The 19,186-nt window shown below is 65.5% G+C and carries 20 protein-coding genes; 4 read left to right on the plus strand and 16 right to left on the minus strand.

Annotation, left to right across the window (positions count from 1 at the left end; genetic code table 11):
- Positions 1–125 precede the first annotated feature (125 nt).
- The 9 genes from phnK to phnC all read right to left on the minus strand — a co-directional run bounded on the left by phnK (position 126) and on the right by phnC (position 7,448).
- On the minus strand, positions 126–935 hold the full coding sequence (gene phnK / locus EA796_RS09630; protein WP_021443048.1) for a phosphonate C-P lyase system protein PhnK: 810 nt from the start codon (positions 933–935) through the stop codon (positions 126–128).
- On the minus strand, positions 932–1,810 hold the full coding sequence (locus tag EA796_RS09635) for an alpha-D-ribose 1-methylphosphonate 5-phosphate C-P-lyase PhnJ (protein WP_122108454.1): 879 nt from the start codon (positions 1,808–1,810) through the stop codon (positions 932–934). Before EA796_RS09635 ends, phnK begins: the two co-directional genes overlap by 4 nt.
- Entirely contained in the window at positions 1,810–2,886 is a 1,077-nt protein-coding gene (locus EA796_RS09640) for a carbon-phosphorus lyase complex subunit PhnI (protein WP_122108455.1), read from the minus strand. Before EA796_RS09640 ends, EA796_RS09635 begins: the two co-directional genes overlap by 1 nt.
- Entirely contained in the window at positions 2,886–3,497 is a 612-nt protein-coding gene (gene phnH / locus EA796_RS09645; protein WP_122108456.1) for a phosphonate C-P lyase system protein PhnH, read from the minus strand. Before phnH ends, EA796_RS09640 begins: the two co-directional genes overlap by 1 nt.
- Entirely contained in the window at positions 3,497–3,946 is a 450-nt protein-coding gene (gene phnG / locus EA796_RS09650) for a phosphonate C-P lyase system protein PhnG (protein WP_122108457.1), read from the minus strand. Before phnG ends, phnH begins: the two co-directional genes overlap by 1 nt.
- A gap of 11 nt (positions 3,947–3,957) precedes the next feature.
- Positions 3,958–4,662: a phosphonate metabolism transcriptional regulator PhnF gene (gene phnF / locus EA796_RS09655; RefSeq protein WP_122108458.1), complete on the minus strand. Its 705-nt coding sequence runs from the start codon at positions 4,660–4,662 to the stop codon at positions 3,958–3,960.
- A 35-nt stretch (positions 4,663–4,697) separates the two neighbouring features.
- On the minus strand, positions 4,698–5,492 hold the full coding sequence (gene phnE / locus EA796_RS09660; protein ID WP_021444681.1) for a phosphonate ABC transporter, permease protein PhnE: 795 nt from the start codon (positions 5,490–5,492) through the stop codon (positions 4,698–4,700).
- Positions 5,493–5,558: 66 nt separating this feature from the next.
- Positions 5,559–6,560, minus strand: coding sequence for a phosphonate ABC transporter substrate-binding protein (phnD, locus tag EA796_RS09665; RefSeq protein ID WP_122108459.1), 1,002 nt, complete (start codon positions 6,558–6,560; stop codon positions 5,559–5,561).
- A gap of 54 nt (positions 6,561–6,614) precedes the next feature.
- Complete coding sequence (gene phnC, locus EA796_RS09670) at positions 6,615–7,448, minus strand: phosphonate ABC transporter ATP-binding protein (protein ID WP_021444683.1); 834 nt, start codon at positions 7,446–7,448, stop codon at positions 6,615–6,617.
- A gap of 387 nt (positions 7,449–7,835) precedes the next feature.
- Between phnC and EA796_RS09675 the strand changes: the two genes are divergently transcribed.
- Positions 7,836–8,162, plus strand: a complete 327-nt coding sequence (locus tag EA796_RS09675) for an Arc family DNA-binding protein (RefSeq protein WP_031303295.1) — start codon at positions 7,836–7,838, stop codon at positions 8,160–8,162.
- 83 nt (positions 8,163–8,245) lie between these two features.
- Here the strand turns inward: EA796_RS09675 and EA796_RS09680 are convergent, their stop codons facing one another.
- The 4 genes from EA796_RS09680 to EA796_RS09695 all read right to left on the minus strand — a co-directional run bounded on the left by EA796_RS09680 (position 8,246) and on the right by EA796_RS09695 (position 12,544).
- Positions 8,246–9,382 (minus strand): sodium ion-translocating decarboxylase subunit beta, encoded by a 1,137-nt coding sequence (locus EA796_RS09680; RefSeq protein ID WP_021444685.1) that lies wholly within the window; start codon positions 9,380–9,382, stop codon positions 8,246–8,248.
- Positions 9,383–9,392: 10 nt separating this feature from the next.
- Positions 9,393–11,168 (minus strand): sodium-extruding oxaloacetate decarboxylase subunit alpha, encoded by a 1,776-nt coding sequence (gene oadA, locus EA796_RS09685; RefSeq protein ID WP_122108460.1) that lies wholly within the window; start codon positions 11,166–11,168, stop codon positions 9,393–9,395.
- A 24-nt stretch (positions 11,169–11,192) separates the two neighbouring features.
- Positions 11,193–11,450 (minus strand): OadG family protein, encoded by a 258-nt coding sequence (locus EA796_RS09690; protein WP_122108461.1) that lies wholly within the window; start codon positions 11,448–11,450, stop codon positions 11,193–11,195.
- 197 nt (positions 11,451–11,647) lie between these two features.
- On the minus strand, positions 11,648–12,544 hold the full coding sequence (locus EA796_RS09695; RefSeq protein ID WP_122108462.1) for an AraC family transcriptional regulator: 897 nt from the start codon (positions 12,542–12,544) through the stop codon (positions 11,648–11,650).
- A gap of 198 nt (positions 12,545–12,742) precedes the next feature.
- On the opposite strand from EA796_RS09695, the gene EA796_RS09700 reads away from it, so the two are divergent.
- Positions 12,743–13,243 carry a nuclear transport factor 2 family protein gene (locus EA796_RS09700; RefSeq protein ID WP_122108463.1) on the plus strand — a complete coding sequence of 167 codons (501 nt, stop codon included), beginning with the start codon at positions 12,743–12,745 and terminating at the stop codon, positions 13,241–13,243.
- Here the strand turns inward: EA796_RS09700 and mgtE are convergent.
- Positions 13,206–14,648, minus strand: coding sequence for a magnesium transporter (gene mgtE, locus EA796_RS09705; protein WP_122108464.1), 1,443 nt, complete (start codon positions 14,646–14,648; stop codon positions 13,206–13,208). The two genes, EA796_RS09700 and mgtE, sit on opposite strands and share 38 nt — an antisense overlap.
- Positions 14,649–14,968: 320 nt before the next feature.
- Between mgtE and EA796_RS09710 the strand changes: the two genes are divergently transcribed.
- Entirely contained in the window at positions 14,969–15,451 is a 483-nt protein-coding gene (locus EA796_RS09710) for a DUF4124 domain-containing protein (protein WP_021444691.1), read from the plus strand.
- 47 nt (positions 15,452–15,498) lie between these two features.
- On the opposite strand, the gene EA796_RS09715 is transcribed toward EA796_RS09710, so the two are convergent.
- Positions 15,499–16,428 carry an electron transfer flavoprotein subunit alpha/FixB family protein gene (locus EA796_RS09715; RefSeq protein ID WP_021444692.1) on the minus strand — a complete coding sequence of 310 codons (930 nt, stop codon included), beginning with the start codon at positions 16,426–16,428 and terminating at the stop codon, positions 15,499–15,501.
- Positions 16,429–17,178, minus strand: coding sequence for an electron transfer flavoprotein subunit beta/FixA family protein (locus EA796_RS09720; protein WP_012018936.1), 750 nt, complete (start codon positions 17,176–17,178; stop codon positions 16,429–16,431). It abuts the gene before it with no gap.
- A gap of 324 nt (positions 17,179–17,502) precedes the next feature.
- Between EA796_RS09720 and EA796_RS09725 the strand changes: the two genes are divergently transcribed.
- Complete coding sequence (locus EA796_RS09725) at positions 17,503–19,167, plus strand: electron transfer flavoprotein-ubiquinone oxidoreductase (RefSeq protein WP_122108465.1); 1,665 nt, start codon at positions 17,503–17,505, stop codon at positions 19,165–19,167.
- The last annotated feature ends 19 nt before the right edge of the window (positions 19,168–19,186 follow it).

The following is a 19,186-nucleotide window of genomic DNA, read 5'->3' on the forward strand; positions in this document are numbered from 1 at the left end:
GGTTTCCTCGGAGCTACGGGTGGTCGGTTGTAGGGTGGATGGCGCTTTATCCATCCACCGATGACGACTCGCTGGTGGATGAGAAAAGCGTCATCCACCCTACGCAGCACCAGCTCGCGGTACGCTTATGGCTGCAACACCGACGACACCAAGAGCTGCGAATAGGGATGCTGCGGATCGTCGAGAATCTGATCGGTCAGCCCCGCCTCCACCACACGCGAGCGGCGCATCACCATCAGGCGGTCGGCCAGCAGCCTTGCCACCGCCAGGTCGTGGGTGACGATCACCACCGCCAGGTCCAGCTCACGCACCAGGCCGCGCAACAGGTCGAGCAGGCGCGCCTGCACCGACACATCCAGCCCCCCGGTCGGTTCGTCCATAAACACCAGGCGCGGCGCGGAGACCAGGTTGCGGGCGATCTGCAGGCGCTGCTGCATGCCGCCGGAAAAGGTGCGCGGCAGGTCGTCGATACGCGCCGGGTCGATCTCCACCTGGCTCAGCCAGTCGAGCCCGGCAGCGCGCAGTTCGCCGTAGTGGCGCACGCCCTGGGCCATCAGCCGCTCGCCGATGTTGGCGCCGGCCGATACCGCCATGCGCAGCCCATCACGCGGGTTCTGCTCGACGAAGCCCCACTCAGTGCGCAGCAGCGTGCGCCGCTGCGCCTCGCTGGCGCTGTACAGATCGAGCCACTGGCCATCGCGGCCGCGATAACTCACCGCGCCGCGATCCGGCGGGCAGCGCCCGGAGAGCAAGCTGAGCAAGGTGGACTTGCCCGAGCCGGACTCGCCGACGATGCCCAGCACCTCGCCGGGATAGAGGTCGAAGCTCACCCCCTGGCAGCCCTTGTCCGGGCCGTACAGGCGGGTCAGGTCACGCGCCGAGAACAGCGGCTCGGCCGCTGCCACAGCAGGTTGCAGAGGTTCGGCGGCGCTCATTGCAGGTTCTCCTCGAGGCGCTCGGTGCGCTGGCGGCAGTAGTCGGTGTCGGAGCAGACGTAGCGCTTGCTGCCGGCGTCGTCGACGATCAGCTCGTCGAGGAAGGACTCGCCGCTGCCGCAGAAGGCGCAGCACTGGTCCCAGCGCTGTACGGCGAAGGGGTGATCTTCGAAGTCCAGGCTGACCACACGGGTAAAGGGCGGCACCGCGTACAGGCGCTTTTCACGACCGGCGCCGAACAGCATCAGCGCCGGGCTCATGTCCAGCTTGGGGTTGTCGAATTTCGGGATCGGCGACGGGTCCATCACGTAGCGCTCGTCTACCGTCACCGGGTAGGCGTAGGCGGTGGCGATATGGCCGAAGGTGGCGATGTCCTCGTACAGCTTCACGTGCATCACGCCGTAATCCTCCAGCGCATGCATGGTCCGCGTCTCCTGCTCGCTCGGCTCGATAAAGCGCAGCGGCTCGGGGATCGGCACCTGGTAGACCATGATCTGCCCGGCCGACAGCGGCGTTTCCGGGATGCGGTGGCGGGTCTGGATCACGCTGGCCTCCACCGTACGCTCGGTGGTGGCGACGCCGGCGGTGCGGGCAAAGAAGCGGCGGATCGACACCGCGTTGGTGGTGTCATCAGCGCCCTGGTCGATCACCTTGAGCACGTCGTCACGGCCGAGAATGGCGGCGGTCAGCTGCATGCCACCGGTGCCCCAGCCGTAGGGCAGCGGCATCTCACGACCACCGAAAGGCACCTGGTAGCCGGGGATCGCCACCGCCTTGAGCAGACCGCGGCGGATCATGCGCTTGGTCTGCTCGTCGAGGTAGGCGAAGTTGTAGGCCGACGCCTCGCGGGCGCCGCTTGCGTTGGACAGGTTCATCAGCGGTTCTCCTCTGCCGGCGCCTGGCGGCGCAGCGTGCGGATCAGTTCCAGTTCGGCCTGGAAGTCGACGTAGTGCGGCAATTTGAGGTGTGAGACGAAGCCGGCGGCCTCGACGTTGTCGCAGTGCATCAGCACGAACTCCTCCTCCTGCGCCGGGCCCTGTACCTCTTCGCCGTACTCGCCGGCGCGCAGCGCGCGGTCGACCAGGGCCATGCCCATGGCCTTGCGCTCGGCGTAACCGAAGGCCAGGCCGTAGCCGCGGGTGAACTGCGCCTGCTCGGCGCTTTCACCGACGAACTGGTTGACCATCTCGCACTCGGTGATTTCGATGTCGCCCAGCGGCACGGCGAAGCCCAGTTCGGCGGGCGTCATCCACACCTCGACGTCGCCGATGCGGATCTCCCCGGCGAAGGGGTGGTTGCGTCCGTAGCCACGCTGCGTGGAATAACCCAGCGCCAGCAGGAAGCCCTCGTCGCCACGGGCCAGCGCCTGCAGGCGCTCGGCGCGGCTGGCGGGAAAGGCCAGCGGCTCGCGGGTGATGTCCGGCACCGGCGCGCCGTCATCCGTCTCGCGGGCCATCAGGCCTTCGCCTGCGAGAAAATCCAGCACCCGCGGACAGGGTTTGGGCTCGTCGGCGAGCGAGGTTTGCGGCGCCGGATACTCGCCCTCGGCCAGCAGGGCGAAGTCCAGCAGGCGGTGGGTGTAGTCGAAGGTCGGGCCGAGCAACTGGCCGCCGGGCAGGTCCTTGAAGGTAGCGGAGATGCGCCGCTCCAGCTGCATCCGCGTGCTGTCCAGCGGTTCGCTGGCAGCGAAACGCGGCAGCGTGGTGCGGTAGGCGCGCAAGAGGAAGATGGCTTCCATCAGGTCGCCGGCCGCCTGCTTGATCGCCAGCGCGGCCAGTTCCTCGTCGTACAGCGAGCCCTCGCTCATCACCCGGGCCACGGCCAGCGGCAGTTGCTGGCGGATCTGCTGCACACCCAGTTCGGCGACGGCGGTATCGCCACGGCGACGGTTGGCCAGCAGTTGATGGGCATTGTCGATGGCGCGTTCGCCACCCTTGACGGCGACATACATCAGGCAGCCTCCTCGGTTTCGATCAGCACGCGGGTGCTGCGCGGCAGGCCGATCACCTCGCCGCCTGCGGCGAAGAAGCAGTCCAGGCCACGGGGAAAGGCGCTGCGCGCCTGGCGCTGCTGCCAGAACGAGGCCGGCAACGGCAGGCTGACGCTGCGCACGTCCTTGATGCCGGGGCCGAGCCAGCGCAGGGCCGGGCCGGCGTGCAGATCGCCCAGCTGGATCAGCAGGGTGCAGGACTGATCCGGGTAGCGCTCGCTGCCGTTGTCGAAGTCCGCCAGGTCGCCCAGCTCGCGCTCATCGAGCAGGGCGAACAGCGCCACCTCGCGCTCGGCGACTATCGGGCAGCCACAGTGGAACGCCAGGTTGGCGCGGATCAGCGGCGTATCGAAGTGCGGCGCCAGCCACAGCGGCGTGTCGCTGTCGAGAAAGGCCAGGCACAGGCCATAGGTGGCCGGGGCCAGGTCGCCCAGGGCGTGGGCGCGGTCCATGGCGCGCGGCAGACCCGGTTCGGCCAGGGCGCCGAGGGCGGCGCGGAAGCTGAGCTGGGCGTCCAGCACCGGGTCGTCGAAAGCCGGTTGCAGCCAGTGCGAGCTGTGCGGCGCGTTCATCAATCCTCTCCTCTGACCAGGGTGAAAAACTCCACCTGGGTGGTGGCAGTCTGTGCGGCCCGAGCCAGGCGCTGTTCGCGCTGCTGGCGGGCCAGGGGTTCGATCAGGTCGCTGAGCCAGCGGGCCTGGTCGCTGCCCTGCAGGTGGGCGTCGGCCAGCGCCGCCAGCTCGGCGCGGCGCTTGTCGCGGCCGGCCAGGTAGCTGTAGCCGGTGCGGCCGTCGGCCAGGCGCACCACGCAGCGGGTGACGGTCATCTCGCCGAGGTTGAAGGCGTTGCCGGTGCCGCCCATGCGCCCGCGCACCAGGGTCATGCCCACCTCGGGGGCGCGGATCAGCTGGTAGGCGCTGTCCTTGAGCGCCGCCTCGTGGGCATCGAGGGCGTCGCCGGCGCGGGCCAGCACGCCCATCCAGCGCTGGCGTACGGCGATGTTCGAATCATGTTCGTTCATGCGGGTCTCCATCAGGTCGCTACCTGGTACTGGAAGCGGTCGGCGCGGCTGCTGGACTGCGCCAGCTCCACCGCCCGGCCAGCCGGATCGCGGGACAGGGTGAGTACGCTGAGCAGCGGCACATGGCGCGGCATCAGCAGGTGCGCGGCCTCCTCGCGGCTGGGCAGACGCGCGCCGATCAGGCTGAAGGTGCGCGCCAGTGGCAGGTCGCGCTGGCCCAGGTACTGGCGCAGCGAACCGCCCTGGTAGTCGGCCAACAGTGGCGCCAGGCTGGCGCAGAAACGGTGGCGGATCAGGCTCATCGGCTGGCCGTCGAGCAGGCGCAGGGTGGCCAGCTCGAGCAGTTCGCTGCCGTCGGCCAGCTGCAGGTGGCGACACTCCTCGCCAGAGCCGGGGCGGCGGATACGCTCGATCAGCCGGGCCTCGACACGGTGGCCGAGCGCCGACAGCGACTGGCTGTAGGCACTGCCCGCCTCCACCGGGTAGATCAGCGGTTTGGCCAGCACCTGGGTGCCCTTGCCCTGGCGGCGCAGCAGGCGGCCTTCGAGCACCAGCTCGTCCACCGCGCGGCGCAGGGTGTGGCGGTTGACGGCAAAGCGCGCGGCCAGTTGCAGCTCACCCGGCAGGTAGTCGCCCGGACTCATGCGCTGCAGCTCCTCGCGCAGCACGGCGGCCAGCTCGCGGTACAGCGGTTCGATTCGTCTAGACAAGTGCATGTCTTAAAAAAGGCGCTCGCAGGCGCCCATCTCCTTTAGATAAAGAGTTTGCGCAGGCGCTGGGAGAGGATGTCGATGGCGCTCACCACCAGGATGATCACGATCAGCAGGGCGCAGGTCTGGGCGAACTGGAAGCCGCGAATGGCCTCCCAGAGGATCACCCCGATGCCGCCGGCGCCGACCATGCCGACCACCGTGGCCGAGCGCACGTTGGACTCGAAGCGGTACAGCGAGTAGGAAATCCACAGCGGCAGTACCTGCGGGATGACGCCGAAGATCACCTCCTGCAGGGCACTGGCGCCGGTGGCGCGCACCCCTTCCACCGGGCCCGGGTCGATGGCTTCGACCGCCTCGGCGAACAGCTTGGCCAGCACCCCGGTGGTGCTGATGAACAGCGCCAGCACGCCGGCGAAGGGGCCGAGCCCGACCGCGACGACGAAGAGCATGGCGAAGACCATTTCGTTGATCGAACGGCAGGCATCCATCACCCGCCGCACCGGCTGGTAGACCCACCAGGGCACGATGTTTTCGGAGCAGAGAATGCCCAGCGGAATGGCGCAGACGATGGCCAGCACCGTGCCCCACAGGGCGATCTGCACGGTGACGACCATCTCCTTGACGTAGTGCCGCCAGTTGCTGAAGTCCGGCGGGAAGAAGTCGGCGGCGAAGGTGGCCATGTTGCCCGAGTCACGCACCAGGGCCAGGGGGTTCATCTCGGCGCCCTGCCAGGACCAGGCCAGCACGGCGAAGAACAGGCCCCAGCCGATCAACTGCAACCAGGAGCGCTTGGCGTCGGCGGCTGGCGGTGTGGCGGTAGTCAGAGTGGTCATGAAGGCGGTATCTCGAAAAAACGACTTGCGATCAGCCCCTCGGCAGGTGCCGAGGGGCTGTCGGATTCAACCGGCGCTGGCGCCGTTTTGCTTGTCGCGCTCGGCCATGCGCTGCTCGAGCTTGGCCAGCTCGGCGTCGATGTCCTTGAGCTGCGCCTGCTTGTCGGCGTCCTTGAGCGTGGCGTTGGCGGCCACTTCGCTGCGCTTCTTGAACAGCTCGAGCTGACGGATCGGCAACAGCTGGTCGTCGTCGGAGGCCTTGAACTGGCCCCACTGCAGGCCTTCGAGGACCTTCTTCTCGTCCGGCTTGGCGCCGTAGGTCATGAAGAACTCGCGCAGCTTGGCCTTGCTTGCGTCGTCCAGGTTCTTGCGCCAGACCATCGGGTCGGAGGGGATCAGCGGCGAGGTCCAGATCACCTTGAGCTGCGCGGCCTTGTCCGGCGCGGTAACTTCCAGGCGCTCCATGCCTTCGCTGTTGAAGGTGCCGACGTCGACCTGCTTGTTGGCCACCGACAGCGCGTTGACCTCATGGCTGCCGTTGAGCGCGCGCTTGAAGATCTTGCTCGGGTCGGCCTTGTTCTGGGCGAACACGTAGTAGCCGGGCACCAGGTAGCCGGAGGTGGAGTTGGGGTCGCCGTTGGCGAAGGTCAGGCTGGCGGCGTTCTTCAGCATGTCCTCGATCGACTCGAGCGGGCTGTCCTTGTGCGCCACCATCAGGCTGTAGTAACCCTGCGCGCCGTTGGCCGCGACGGTCTGGGCGAACACCTCGCCGCCGGCGCGATCCACCGCTTCCATCGCCGCCTTGTTGCCGTACCAGGCCACGTCGACCTTGTCGAAGCGCATGCCCTGGATGATCCCGGCGTAGTCCGGGGCGAAGAAGGCGTTGACCTTGAAGCCGGTCTGCTTGCTCATGTCGGCGAGAAAGGGATCCCACATGGCCTTGAGGTTCTGCGAGGACTCGGTGGAGATGATGCCGAAATTGAGCTGCTCGGCGGCCTGGGCCGTGCCCAGCAGGGAACCGGTGACGAGCGCAGAGGCAGCCAGCACCTGGCCGATGCGATTGAACATGGAGCACACTCCTGTTGCGGGTTGGCGTTGTTGGATCGAACGAAGGAAGCGAGATCAGGCCTTGGCCAGCACCAGCGGGCGCTCGACGGCGCGCGGGCGCTGCCCTTGCGGCAGCAGCAGGCTGACGTCGAGGTCGCCGCCGTAGAGGTCGTTGAGAAAATCGGGGTTGAAGCTTTCGGTGGGGCCGTCGAAATGGATGCGCCCGCCTTTCAGCGCCACCGCACGCCGGCAATAGCGCACCGCGTAGTCGACCTGATGCAGGGTCACCACCACGGTCTTGCCGTCGCGGCGATTGATGTCGGCGAGAATCTCCATCACCTTGCGTGCCGACTCGGGGTCGAGCGAGGCGATCGGCTCGTCGGCCAGGATCACCTCGGCCTGCTGGCACAGGGCACGGGCGATGGCCACCCGCTGCTGCTGGCCGCCTGATAGCGTAGAGGCGCGCTGCGCGGCAAGATCGGCCAGCCCGACGCGCTCAAGGGCATCCATGGCGCGCTGCTTCTCCTCGGCGCTGAACAGACTGAGGCTGCCGCGCCAGCGCGGCATGCGCCCCAGGCCGCCGAGCAGCACGTTCTGCAATACGCTGAGGCGACCGACCAGGTTGAACTGCTGGAAGATGTAACCGATATCGGCGCGCAGGCGGCGCACCTCGCCGTTCAGACGGCCTGCGGCCTGCACCTGACGGCCAAGCACCTCGATGCTGCCACCGCCGCTGCGGTCGCAGCAGGCCAGGCCGGCCAGATGCCGCAGCAACGTCGACTTGCCCGAGCCGGAGGCGCCGATCAGCGCCACCATCTCGCCCGGCTGCACCGACAGCGCCAGGTCGAACAACGCCTGTTTCTGACCGAAGGTCTTGTTCAGGCTATCGACTCGAATCACTGCGCTCATGGGCTGGCCCTCTACTATCATTGACGATAAGAAGGCAGCGCCTGGCCGCCATCTGGTGTAGACCAAGGTAGGTGCAAGCTGTGTCAGAGCCGTGAACCGGGGATGACGATTGAGTGACCAGGGCTTGAATTTTTTATGCCCGAGCACAGCCCGAGCACGACTTCTGCCGAATACTGCGCATTTCTGACAGCCGGTGCTGGCATATCGCCTTTACCTGGCTCAAAATCCGACACGTAATTGGCGTCAAGGAACTGTTCAGATGACCCTTAGGTCATAACGACGCATAACGCGATACTGGTTGAACGGCTAGTGCTAAAGATGGTCAAACCGGTGACAATCTTGAAACTGACTACCAGTCTCGCTCTCCTGAACTAACCGGTTTAATGTATGCGCCCTATGAAACAGGCTACCTATTCCAGCCGCACGGCTGACAAATTCGTCGTTCGCTTGCCCGATGGCATGCGTGAGCGTATCGCTGACGTAGCACGCAACCATCATCGCAGCATGAACTCGGAAATCATCGCCCGCCTGGAGCAGAGCATGCTGCAGGAAGGCGCCCTGGGCGACGAGCTCAACCTGCGTCTCGACAGCCCCGAGCTGAGCCTGCACGAGCGCGAACTGCTGCAGCGTTTCCGTCAGCTGTCGCGCCGCCAGCAGAACGCCCTGGTCGCCCTGATCGCCCACGACGTGGAAATGGCCGCCGAAGAAGCTTGAGGCAAGCCCCACAAAAAAACCGGCCTTGAGCCGGTTTTTTTGTGGGGGGGTATTAAAGGCGCGGAGCGAACTCCGCGCCTTCTTCAGCCGACGAAGCTGAGCAGCACCCCCGCCGCCACTGCCGAGCCGATCACCCCGGCCACGTTCGGGCCCATGGCGTGCATCAGCAGGAAGTTCTGCGGATTGGCTTCCAGCCCCACCTTGTTCGACACCCTGGCAGCCATAGGCACCGCCGAGACGCCGGCCGAGCCGATCAGCGGGTTGACCTTGTGGGTGCTGAACACATTCATCAGCTTGGCCATCAGCACCCCGGCGGCGGTGCCGGCGCAGAAGGCGACCATGCCCAGCAGCAGGATGCCCAGGGTCTTCAGTTGCAGAAAGGCCTCGGCCGACAGCTTGGAGCCCACGGTCAGGCCAAGGAAGATGGTGACGATGTTGATCAGCGCGTTGCGCGAGGTATCGGCCAGGCGCTCGACCACGCCACATTCGCGCAGCAGGTTGCCGAGGGCGAACATGCCGATCAGCGGCGCGGCGTCCGGCAGCAGCATGCCGATCAGCAGGCACAGCACGATGGGGAAGATGATCTTCTCGGTCTGCCCCACCGGACGCAGCTGCTGCATGACGATGGCGCGCTCCTCCTTGGTGGTCAGCGCGCGCATGATCGGCGGCTGCAGCAGCGGCACCAGGGCCATGTAGGCATAGGCCGCCACGGCGATGGGGCCGAGCAGGTGCGGCGCCAGCTTGGAGGTGACGAAGATCGAGGTCGGCCCGTCCGCCCCGCCGATGATGGCGATGGATGCCGCCTCCTTGAGGCTGAACTCCATCCCCGGAATGCCGATGGCGGTGATCGCCAGGGCGCCGAGCAGGGTGCCGAAGATGCCGAACTGCGCGGCGGCGCCGAGCAGCAGGGTCTTGGGGTTGGCCAGCATCGGTCCGAAGTCGGTCATGGCGCCGACGCCGAGGAAGATCAGCAGCGGGAAGATGCTGGTGGGCAGGCCCACCTCATAGATCAGGTGGAGGAAACCGGCGCCCTCGGCCATGTTGGCCACCGGGATGTTCGACAGCAGGCCGCCGAAACCGATGGGCACCAGCAGCAGGGGCTCGAACCCCTTCTTGATCGCCAGGTAGATCAGCAGCATGCACACCGCGATCATGAACGCCTGACCGGGCTCCAGGTGGTACAGGCCGGTGCTCTGCCAGAGCTTGAGCAGCTTTTCCATGGTGCGCCCCTCAGCCGATGGTCAGCAGGCTGTCGCCCACCGCCACCGCATCGCCGACCTTGACGTTGACCGCCCCGACGCTGCCGGCCTTGAAGGCGCGGATCTCGGTTTCCATCTTCATCGCCTCGAGGATGATCACCAGCTGGCCCTCCTCCACGGCCTGGCCGGGTTGCACCAGCACCTTGAAGATATTGCCGGCCAGCGGTGCCGCCTGCGGCTCGCCGCCCCCCACGGCAACGGGCGCGGCGGGTGCAGCCGCGGCACTGCCAGCGAGCGGCTTGATGCCCTCGATATCGCCGCCCTCGCCCACCTGCACGACGAACGACTTACCATTGACTTCGACGGTGTAGACCTCGGGCTTGCCGGCCTCGCGGGCAGGGGTTTCCTTGCCGGTCGGCGCCGGCTCGAAGGCCGCCGGGTTGCCGCGGTTCTCCAGGAACTTCAGGCCGATCTGCGGGAACAGCGCGTAGGTCAGCACGTCGTCGATCTCGTCGACGGCCAGCTTGATGCCCTTCTCCCGGGCGATACCCTTGAGTTCGGCGGTCAGCTTGTCCATTTCGGCGTCCAGCAAGTCGGCCGGGCGGCAGGTGATCGCCTCGGCGCCATCGAGCACGCGCGCCTGCAGCTCGGCATTGAACGGCGCGGGCGCGGCGCCGTACTCGCCCTTGAGCACGCCGGCGGTTTCCTTGGTGATGGACTTGTAGCGCTCGCCGGTAAGCACGTTGATCACCGCCTGGGTGCCGACGATCTGCGAGGTCGGGGTCACCAGTGGGATGAAACCGAGGTCTTCGCGCACGCGCGGGATCTCGGCCAACACCTGGTCGAACTTGTCCTGGGCGCCCTGCTCCTTGAGCTGACTTTCCATGTTGGTGAGCATGCCGCCCGGCACCTGGGCGACCAGGATGCGCGAGTCGACGCCCTTGAGGTTGCCCTCGAACTTCGCGTACTTCTTGCGCACTTCGCGGAAGTAGGCAGCGATTTCCTCCAGCAGCTCCAGGTTGAGCCCGGTGTCGCGCTCGGTGCCCCGGAACATGGCCACCACCGACTCGGTCGGCGAATGGCCGTAGGTCATCGACAGCGAGGAAATCGCGGTGTCGACGTTATCGATACCGGCCTCCACCGCCTTGAGGATGGCCACCGACGACAGTCCCGCGGTGGCGTGGCACTGCATATGGATCGGGATGGCCAGGCTGGCCTTGAGTCGCGACACCAGCTCGAAGGCGGTGTAGGGCGTGAGGATGCCGGCCATGTCCTTGATGGCGATGGAGTCGGCGCCCATGTCCTCGATCTGCTTGGCCAGATCGACCCACATGTCCAGGGTGTGCACCGGGCTGGTGGTGTAGGAGATGGTGCCCTGGGCATGCTTGCCCTGGCGCTTGACCGCCTGCAGGGCGGTCTGCAGGTTGCGCGGGTCGTTCATCGCGTCGAACACACGGAACACGTCGACGCCATTGACGGCGGCGCGTTCGACGAATTTTTCCACCACGTCGTCGGCGTAGTGGCGGTAGCCCAGCAGGTTCTGGCCGCGCAGGAGCATCTGCTGGCGGGTATTGGGCATCGCCTGCTTCAGCGCGCGGATGCGCTCCCAGGGATCTTCGCCCAGGTAGCGAATACAGGCGTCGAAGGTCGCACCGCCCCAGGACTCCACCGACCAGAAGCCGACCTGATCGAGCTTGGGCGCGATCGGTAGCATGTCCTCCAGGCGCACGCGGGTGGCCAGGATGGATTGGTGGGCGTCGCGCAGCACCACATCGGTGATCCCGAGTGCTTGTTTAACAGCAGTCATACAGGTGCTCCCTCTAGAACCTGATCAACCGCGGCGGGCGCGGTGCTGATGAATGGCGGATTGAATGGCTGCCAGCAATTCGGCATCCGGCTCCTTGCTGGCCGGTTTGCCGCTGGGTACTGCGGAAGAGGCGACGGGGGCAGGCGTGTGCGGGGCGAAGACTTCGATCAGGCGCGACATCACGCGGATCGCCAGCACCAGCAGCACCAGAAAGACAAACACGAAACCCATGCCGAACAGCATGAGCTCGACACCCTCGAGCAGGAGTTCACTGGGGGTCATCTTGGCTCCTTTTGCCAGCAGCTCGCGGGCTGCATTCATTATTGATTAGGAGCGCCCGGGATCGACCCCGGGCAGAGCTGGCGAACCTTAGCCTGAAACAAGCGTTTGAGGCAAACCTCAAACGGACTAGGCGGGCATTTTATGTAGTGGGCGACCCACCACTACTACCAAAGACGAGGGCGCTCGCGCGAGGCCCGCTAGGAGGCCACGCCCGACCGGGAAGCGACGGCGGGCGCCAGCGCCAGCAGCGCCTTGAAATGGCGGCATTCAGCGCCCGGGGTACGCCCGAACAGGCGCCTGAACTCGCGACTGAACTGCGAAGGACTTTCGTAACCGACCCGCTGCGCCGCGTCGGCCGCGCTCATGCCGCTGCGAATCATCAACAGGCGCGCCTGATGCAGGCGGATGGCCTTGAGATACTGCAACGGCGAGCGACTGGTCACGGCCTTGAAGTGCACATGGAAGGCCGGCACGCTCATATTGGCCATCGCAGCCAGAGTCGCGACGTCGAGCGCCTGGGGATAATCGCTGTGGATGCGCCGCAGCACCCTGGCGATACGGCCGAAATGGCTGCCCTGCGCCAGGGTCGCGCGCAGGCCGCCGCCCTGCTCGCCCTGCAACACGCGGAAGACGATCTCGCGCAGAATCGACGGCCCCAGCAAACGCGCCTCGTCCGGCTCGGCCAACGCCTCCAGCAGGCGCAACGTCGCCTCGCTCAACCTGGCATCCAGCGGGCTCGAACAGAGGGTGGCGGGCGCCGGAGGCGACGCCCCGTCCAGGCCGATGGCCAGCTCCGCGACCAGTAACGGGTCGATGCGCAGCGCCAGCCCCAGCAACGGCTCGGCCGCGCTGGCCTCGGTCTCGATGGAAAACGGCAGAGGCAGCGCCAGCACCAGGTAGTGCTGGGCGTCGTAGACATACAACCTGCCGTCGTGCAGCCCGCGCTTGCGCCCCTGGATGACGATGACGATGCTCGGTTCGTACAGCGCCGGCGTGCTGGGCAGCGGGCGATTGGCGCGCATGAAGGTCACGCCGTCGAGTAACGACTCGGTGTAGCCCTCTTCCGGGGCCAGGCGCAGCATCAGTTCCACCATGCGTTGGCGCCTGTCGGATATCGCGATCATGGCTCTGGGGACTCGGCTGTTTCCGCGGGCCGACATTCTATGGCCCGCGAAATAGAAACAGGCAAGATCGAAAGAGTAACCGGACTTAGCAGCCCGCCTCGCCCCGCCTAGCATGAGGCCTGCGCCCTGCACGCCGCAGGCGCTAGCCGCCAATAGGAGAATCGATCCATGAACCCGTTAGGACACCTCGGCGCCCTGCTGCTCGGCGTACTGCTGAGCCTACCGAGCTGGGCCGCCGGCGCCACGCAGGACAACCGCGCCCTGATCCAGCAGGCCTTCGACGACTGGCGCAACGGCCAGGGCAGCGTCTTCGACCTGCTCGCCGAAGACGCCGTGTGGATAGTCGCCGGAAACAGCCCGGTATCAGGTACCTACCCCACACGTCAGGCATTTCTCGAAGAGGCGGTCAAACCCATCACCGCCAAACTGGCGACGCCGATTACCCCCACGGTTCGCCAGCTGGTAGCGCAGGGGCCCTATGTGGTCGCGATCTGGGATGGCCAGGCGACCGCCCATGATGGCAGCCGCTATGAGAACAGCTACGCCTGGCATATGCAGCTCGAGGACGGCCGCATCACTCACGTCACGGCCTTCCTCGATACCTGGCGGCTGGTGCAGCTGATGGAGCGGCCTACAGGAGGAAGATCGACGCCAGCCCCAGGAAAATGAAGAACCCGCCGCTGTCGGTCATCGCCGTGATCATTACGCTGGCACCCATGGCCGGGTCGCGCCCCAGGCGCGCCAGGGTCATGGGAATCAGCACGCCCATCAGCGCCGCCAGCAGCAGGTTGAGGGTCATCGCCGCGGTCATCACCACGCCCAGCGACCAGCTGTCGTAGAGCAGATAGGCCACCACGCCGATCACCCCACCCCAGAGCAGGCCGTTGATCAGGGAAACGCCCAGCTCCTTGCGCAGCAGGCGCGAGGTATTGCCGGTGCCAACCTGGTCCAGCGCCATGGCGCGGACGATCATGGTGATGGTCTGGTTGCCGGAGTTGCCACCGATGCCAGCGACTATGGGCATCAGCGCGGCCAGAGCCACCAGCTTCTCGATCGAGCCCTCGAACAGGCCGATCACCCGCGAGGCGAGAAAGGCGGTGACCAGGTTGATCGCCAGCCAGGCCCAGCGGTTATGCACCGACTTCCACACCGAGGCGAAGATGTCCTCCTCCTCGCGCAGACCGGCCATGTTGAGCACTTCGCTTTCGCTCTCCTCACGGATCAGGTCGACCATCTCGTCGATGGTCAGACGACCGATCAGCTTGCCGTTCTTGTCCACCACCGGGGCGGAAATCAGGTCGTAGCGCTCGAAGGCCTGAGCGGCGTCGTAGGCGTCCTCGTCCGGGTGGAAAGTCACCGGGTCGTCGGCCATCACCTCGCCGACCTGCTTGTCGGGGTCGTTGACCAGCAGGCGCTTGATCGGCAGCACACCCTTGAGCACGCCGTCGTAGTCGACCACGAACAGCTTGTCGGTGTGGCCCGGCAGCTCCTTGAGGCGACGCAGGTAACGCAGCACCACCTCCAGGCTGACGTCTTCGCGGATGGTGACCATTTCGAAGTCCATCAGCGCGCCGACCTGATCCTCCTCGTAGGACAGTGCCGAACGCACGCGCTCGCGCTGCTGCGCATCGAGCGACTCCATCAGTTCGTGGACTACGTCGCGCGGCAACTCCGGCGCCAGGTCGGCCAGTTCGTCGGCGTCCATGTCCTTGGCCGCGGCGAGGATCTCGTGATCGTCCATGTCGGCGATCAGGGTCTCGCGCACCGCGTCGGACACCTCGAGCAGGATGTCGCCGTCGCGCTCGGCCTTGACCAGTTGCCAGACGGTCAGACGGTCGTCGAGCGGCAGGGCTTCGAGGATGTGGGCGATATCCGCGGGGTGCAGGTCGTCGAGCTTGCGCTGCAGCTCGGCGAGGTTCTGCCGGTGCACCAGGTTCTCGACCAGGTCGTGATGCTGGCCTTCCTGACGATGGGTCAGGTCTTCCACCAGCTTGTGCCGATGCAGCAGTTCGACCACCTGGGCCAGGCGATCCTGCAGGCTCTCTTGCGGCTTCTTGGCTTCTACTTCAGTCATAGCGCGCTCCACCCCCAGTTGGCGGGCACGCCAAAGGGGATCAATCAGGTTTTACGCGATCGTCAAATCGGGTCTGGTAACTACTGGGTAAGTCCATGGTGGTATTCCACAAGCCCCGGCGGGGCTGACGCGGCAAATGATAACACCGCAATACGGCTTTGCACGCGAGAAAAGCCAGGCAAGAACAATTGCTTGCATCACAAACTTCAATCCGCGCTGAAATCCTGTTGCTGCGACGCCGGCCACGGTCGGCAGGACACCCTGGCACGCTCGGAACAACGGGCTAAGCTGACCCAGGCACCCGTCAAGGAGGACGCCCCATGCAAGGACTGCTGCGCGCCGCATTCTGCGCCGCCCTGCTCTACCCCACCCAGGCCAGCCTGGCCGCCACCGTGTTTCGTTGTGAAGACGCCAACGGCCATATCACCTTCACCCGCCACGGCTGCCCGACAGAGCAGCAGCAGCGAACCCAGAACGCCCGCAACCAGACGCCGAGCAGCGGCAAGGCCGTACCACTGGCCAAACCCGAACGCAGCACGCGAACAAAGGGGGCCAGTGAACTGGTGGTGGTCGGTCAACAGGACGACGGCTGCGGCAACCGGATTACCGGCAGCGCGCGGCGGGCCGCGATCGTCAAGCAGGAGATTCGCAGCGGCATGACTCGCAGCGACGTGGAAAGCAGCCTGGGCAAGCCACACAAGATCAGCCGGCAGAATGGCCTGCAGCGCTACCACTACCGCGACAACAGCGGCAACACGCGCCAGGTGAGCTTCGACGAAGCGGGCTGCGTGAAAGGCAAATAAAAAACCCGCTCCAAGGAGCGGGTTCTTTTCGCAGCGGAGAAAGCGGCTTAGACCAGCTTTTCCAGCTCCGGTACGGCTTCGAACAGGTCGGCGACCAGGCCGTAGTCGGCCACCTGGAAGATCGGCGCCTCTTCGTCCTTGTTGATCGCGACGATCACCTTGGAGTCCTTCATGCCGGCCAGGTGCTGGATCGCGCCGGAGATACCGACGGCGATGTACAGCTGCGGCGCGACGATCTTGCCGGTCTGACCGACCTGCATGTCGTTCGGCACGAAACCGGCGTCGACTGCGGCGCGCGAGGCACCGACGGCGGCGCCCAGCTTGTCGGCCAGGGCGTACAGGTGCTTGAAGTTGTCGCCATTGCCCATGCCACGGCCGCCGGACACGACGATCTTGGCAGCGGTCAGCTCCGGACGATCAGACTTGGCCAGTTCTTCGCCGACGAAGGCGGACTTGCCGGCATCGGCCGGACCGGAAACGGCCTCAACGGCAGCACTGCCGCCTTCGGCAGCGACGGCGTCGAAACCGGTGCTACGCACGGTGATCACCTTGATGGCAGCCGAGGACTGCACGGTGGCGATGGCGTTACCGGCATAGATCGGACGCTTGAAGGTGTCGGCGCTCTCGACGGCGATGATCTCGGAGATCTGGTCGACGTCCAGGGCGGCGGCGACGCGCGGCAGGATGTTCTTGCCGTTGCTGGTGGCGGCAGCCAGGATGTGGCTGTAGCCCTTGCCCAGTTCGGCTACCAGCGGTGCGACGTTTTCCGGCAGCTGGTTGGCATAGGCGGCGTTGTCGGCCACCAGCACCTTGGCTACGCCAGCGATCTTGGCAGCAGCTTCGGCAGCAGCGCCACAGGCACTACCGGCAACCAGTACGTGGATGTCGCCACCGATCTTCGCGGCAGCGGCAACGGTGTTCAGGGTCGCGGCAGCCAGGGCGGCATTGGTGTGTTCAGCGATAACCAGGATAGTCATTTAGATTACCTTCGCCTCGTTCTTCAGTTTCTCGACCAGTTCAGCCACGGACTTGACCTTGATACCAGCGCTGCGAGCAGCCGGCGCTTCGACTTTCAGGGTCTTGACGGTGGAGGCGGTGGAAACGCCCAGGGCGTCCGGGGTAACGGTTTCCAGCGGCTTCTTCTTGGCCTTCATGATGTTCGGCAGCGACGCATAGCGCGGCTCGTTCAGGCGCAGGTCGGTGGTGACGATCGCCGGCAGGTTCAGCGCGACGGTCTGCAGGCCGCCGTCGATTTCACGGGTGACGTTGACCTTGTCGCCAGCCACCTCGACCTTGGAGGCGAAGGTGCCCTGGCCGAAACCGGTCAGCGCGCCGAGCATCTGGCCGGTCTGGTTGTTGTCGCTGTCGATGGCCTGCTTGCCCATGATCACCAGCTGCGGCTGCTCCTTGTCGACCACTGCCTTGAGCAGCTTGGCCACGGCCAGGGAGTTCAGCTCGTCGTTGGACTCGACCAGGATGGCGCGGTCGGCACCGAGGGCCAGCGCGGTACGCAGCTGCTCCTGAGCGGTGGCCGGGCCGATGGAGACGACGACGATCTCGCTCGCCACGCCCTTCTCCTTCAGACGTACGGCTTCCTCCACGGCGATCTCGCAGAAGGGGTTCATCGACATCTTGACGTTGGCGAGGTCGACGCCGCTGTTGTCCGCCTTGACGCGAACCTTGACGTTGTAGTCAACCACTCGTTTGACAGCTACAAGAACCTTCATGGATTCCTCGTTACTCTCCGGTGAATAAGAATGTCGCCAAGGCGAGCCTGGCCGGTGATGCAAAATCGGCCGGAACCGACCTTTCAGCCCAGACGGCGAGCGCAAAACCGCCCGTATCTTGACCCCGCGGCCTGGCTCGGTCAATACAGCGAACCGGCCGGTCATCCGCGATGTAGTAGGATTCTAACAGGCCTACAGAAAATTCAAACAAACGTTTGTATTGGCCCGTTGGGAGGGTGTAGATATAATGCGCCCGCATCGCTTAGGGACCGAGCCGCGCCCTCCAACATAAAACATCGAAGAGCCTTGAGTAGGAGATAGCCTGTGGAACGCGAATTTATGGAGTTCGACGTCGTCATCGTCGGCGCCGGCCCGTCCGGCCTGTCCGCCGCCTGCCGACTGAAGCAGAAAGCCGCTGAAGCGGGCCAGGAGATCAGCGTCTGCGTGGTCGAGAAAGGCTCCGAAGTCGGCGCGCATATCCTCTCCGGTGCGGTCTTCGAGCCGCGCGCCCTGAACGAACTGTTCCCCGACTGGAAGGAACTGGGCGCCCCGCTCAATACCCCGGTCAAGCGCGACGACATCTACCTGCTGCGCGACGCCGACAAGGCTACCCGAATTCCCGACTTCTTTGTGCCGAAAACCATGCACAACGAAGGCAACTACATCATTTCCCTGGGCAATCTGTGCCGCTGGCTGGCCCAGCAGGCGGAAAACCTCGGCGTGGAAGTCTATCCCGGCTTCGCCGCTCAGGAAGCGCTGATCGACGACAACGGCGTGGTGCGCGGCATCGTCACCGGCGATCTGGGCGTCGACCGCGAAGGCAACCCCAAGGAAGGCTACTACACCCCGGGCATGGAACTGCGCGGCAAGTACACCCTGTTCGCCGAAGGCTGCCGTGGCCATATCGGCAAGCAGCTGATCAACAAGTACAAGCTCGATAGCGAAGCCGACGCCCAGCACTACGGCATCGGCATCAAGGAAATCTGGGACATCGACCCGGCCAAGCACGAGCAGGGCCTGGTGGTGCACACCGCAGGCTGGCCGATGGACATCATGGGCACCGAGAACACCGGCGGCTCCTTCCTCTATCACCTAGAGAACAACCAGGTGGTGGTCGGCCTGATCATCGATCTGTCCTACGCCAACCCGCACCTGTCGCCGTTCGACGAGTTCCAGCGCTACAAGCACCACCCGGTGATCGCCCAGTACCTGGAAGGCGGCAAGCGCGTGGCCTACGGCGCCCGCGCCATCTGCAAGGGCGGCCTGAATTCGCTGCCGAAGATGGTCTTCCCCGGCGGCGCGCTGATCGGCTGCGACCTCGGCACCCTGAACTTCGCCAAGATCAAGGGCAGCCACACCGCGATGAAGTCCGGCATGCTCGCGGCGGACGCCGTGGCCCAGGCCCTGCTCGGCGGCGGCGAAGGCGGCGACGAGCTGAACGGCTACGTCGAGGGCTTCAAGGCCAGCTGGCTGTACGACGAACTGTTCCGCAGCCGCAACTTCGGCGCGGCCATCCACAAGTACGGCGCCATCATCGGCGGCGGTATCAATTGGCTGGACCAGAACATCTTCGGCGGCAAGGCGCCCTTCACCCTGCACGATAACAAGCCGGACTACGCCTGCCTGAAGCCGGCCGCCGCATGCGCGAAGATCGCCTACCCGAAACCGGATGGCAAACTGAGCTTCGACAAGCTCTCCTCGGTGTTCCTCTCCAACACCAACCACGAAGAGGAGCAGCCCTGCCACCTGAAGCTCACCGACCCGAGCATCCCGCTGGCGAAGAACCTGCCGCTGTACGACGAACCGGCGCAGCGCTACTGCCCGGCCGGCGTGTACGAGGTGGTGACTCAGGAAGACGGCGAGAAACGCTTCCAGATCAACGCGCAGAACTGCGTGCACTGCAAGACCTGCGACATCAAGGACCCGGCCCAGAACATCACCTGGGTCGCGCCGGAAGGCACCGGCGGGCCGAACTACCCCAACATGTAATTCGGCCATGCATGAAAAA

The organism is Pseudomonas sp. AOB-7, from assembly GCF_003696305.1.
In the GTDB taxonomy this organism is placed as follows: domain Bacteria; phylum Pseudomonadota; class Gammaproteobacteria; order Pseudomonadales; family Pseudomonadaceae; genus Aquipseudomonas.

Coding starts and splice junctions, on each gene's coding strand:
- EA796_RS09690 (WP_122108461.1), bottom strand. CDS start 11,450: ATGACCCCCAGTGAACTCCTGCTCGAGGGTGTCGAGCTCATGCTGTTC.
- EA796_RS09675 (WP_031303295.1), top strand. CDS start 7,836: ATGCGCCCTATGAAACAGGCTACCTATTCCAGCCGCACGGCTGACAAA.
- EA796_RS09635 (WP_122108454.1), bottom strand. CDS start 1,810: ATGAACCTGTCCAACGCAAGCGGCGCCCGCGAGGCGTCGGCCTACAAC.
- phnK (WP_021443048.1), bottom strand. CDS start 935: ATGAGCGCCGCCGAACCTCTGCAACCTGCTGTGGCAGCGGCCGAGCCG.
- EA796_RS09700 (WP_122108463.1), top strand. CDS start 12,743: ATGAACCCGTTAGGACACCTCGGCGCCCTGCTGCTCGGCGTACTGCTG.
- EA796_RS09710 (WP_021444691.1), top strand. CDS start 14,969: ATGCAAGGACTGCTGCGCGCCGCATTCTGCGCCGCCCTGCTCTACCCC.
- mgtE (WP_122108464.1), bottom strand. CDS start 14,648: ATGACTGAAGTAGAAGCCAAGAAGCCGCAAGAGAGCCTGCAGGATCGC.
- phnE (WP_021444681.1), bottom strand. CDS start 5,492: ATGACCACTCTGACTACCGCCACACCGCCAGCCGCCGACGCCAAGCGC.
- EA796_RS09640 (WP_122108455.1), bottom strand. CDS start 2,886: ATGTATGTCGCCGTCAAGGGTGGCGAACGCGCCATCGACAATGCCCAT.
- phnH (WP_122108456.1), bottom strand. CDS start 3,497: ATGAACGCGCCGCACAGCTCGCACTGGCTGCAACCGGCTTTCGACGAC.
- oadA (WP_122108460.1), bottom strand. CDS start 11,168: ATGACTGCTGTTAAACAAGCACTCGGGATCACCGATGTGGTGCTGCGC.
- EA796_RS09680 (WP_021444685.1), bottom strand. CDS start 9,382: ATGGAAAAGCTGCTCAAGCTCTGGCAGAGCACCGGCCTGTACCACCTG.
- phnF (WP_122108458.1), bottom strand. CDS start 4,662: ATGCACTTGTCTAGACGAATCGAACCGCTGTACCGCGAGCTGGCCGCC.
- phnD (WP_122108459.1), bottom strand. CDS start 6,560: ATGTTCAATCGCATCGGCCAGGTGCTGGCTGCCTCTGCGCTCGTCACC.
- phnG (WP_122108457.1), bottom strand. CDS start 3,946: ATGAACGAACATGATTCGAACATCGCCGTACGCCAGCGCTGGATGGGC.
- EA796_RS09695 (WP_122108462.1), bottom strand. CDS start 12,544: ATGGTGGAACTGATGCTGCGCCTGGCCCCGGAAGAGGGCTACACCGAG.
- EA796_RS09720 (WP_012018936.1), bottom strand. CDS start 17,178: ATGAAGGTTCTTGTAGCTGTCAAACGAGTGGTTGACTACAACGTCAAG.
- EA796_RS09715 (WP_021444692.1), bottom strand. CDS start 16,428: ATGACTATCCTGGTTATCGCTGAACACACCAATGCCGCCCTGGCTGCC.
- phnC (WP_021444683.1), bottom strand. CDS start 7,448: ATGAGCGCAGTGATTCGAGTCGATAGCCTGAACAAGACCTTCGGTCAG.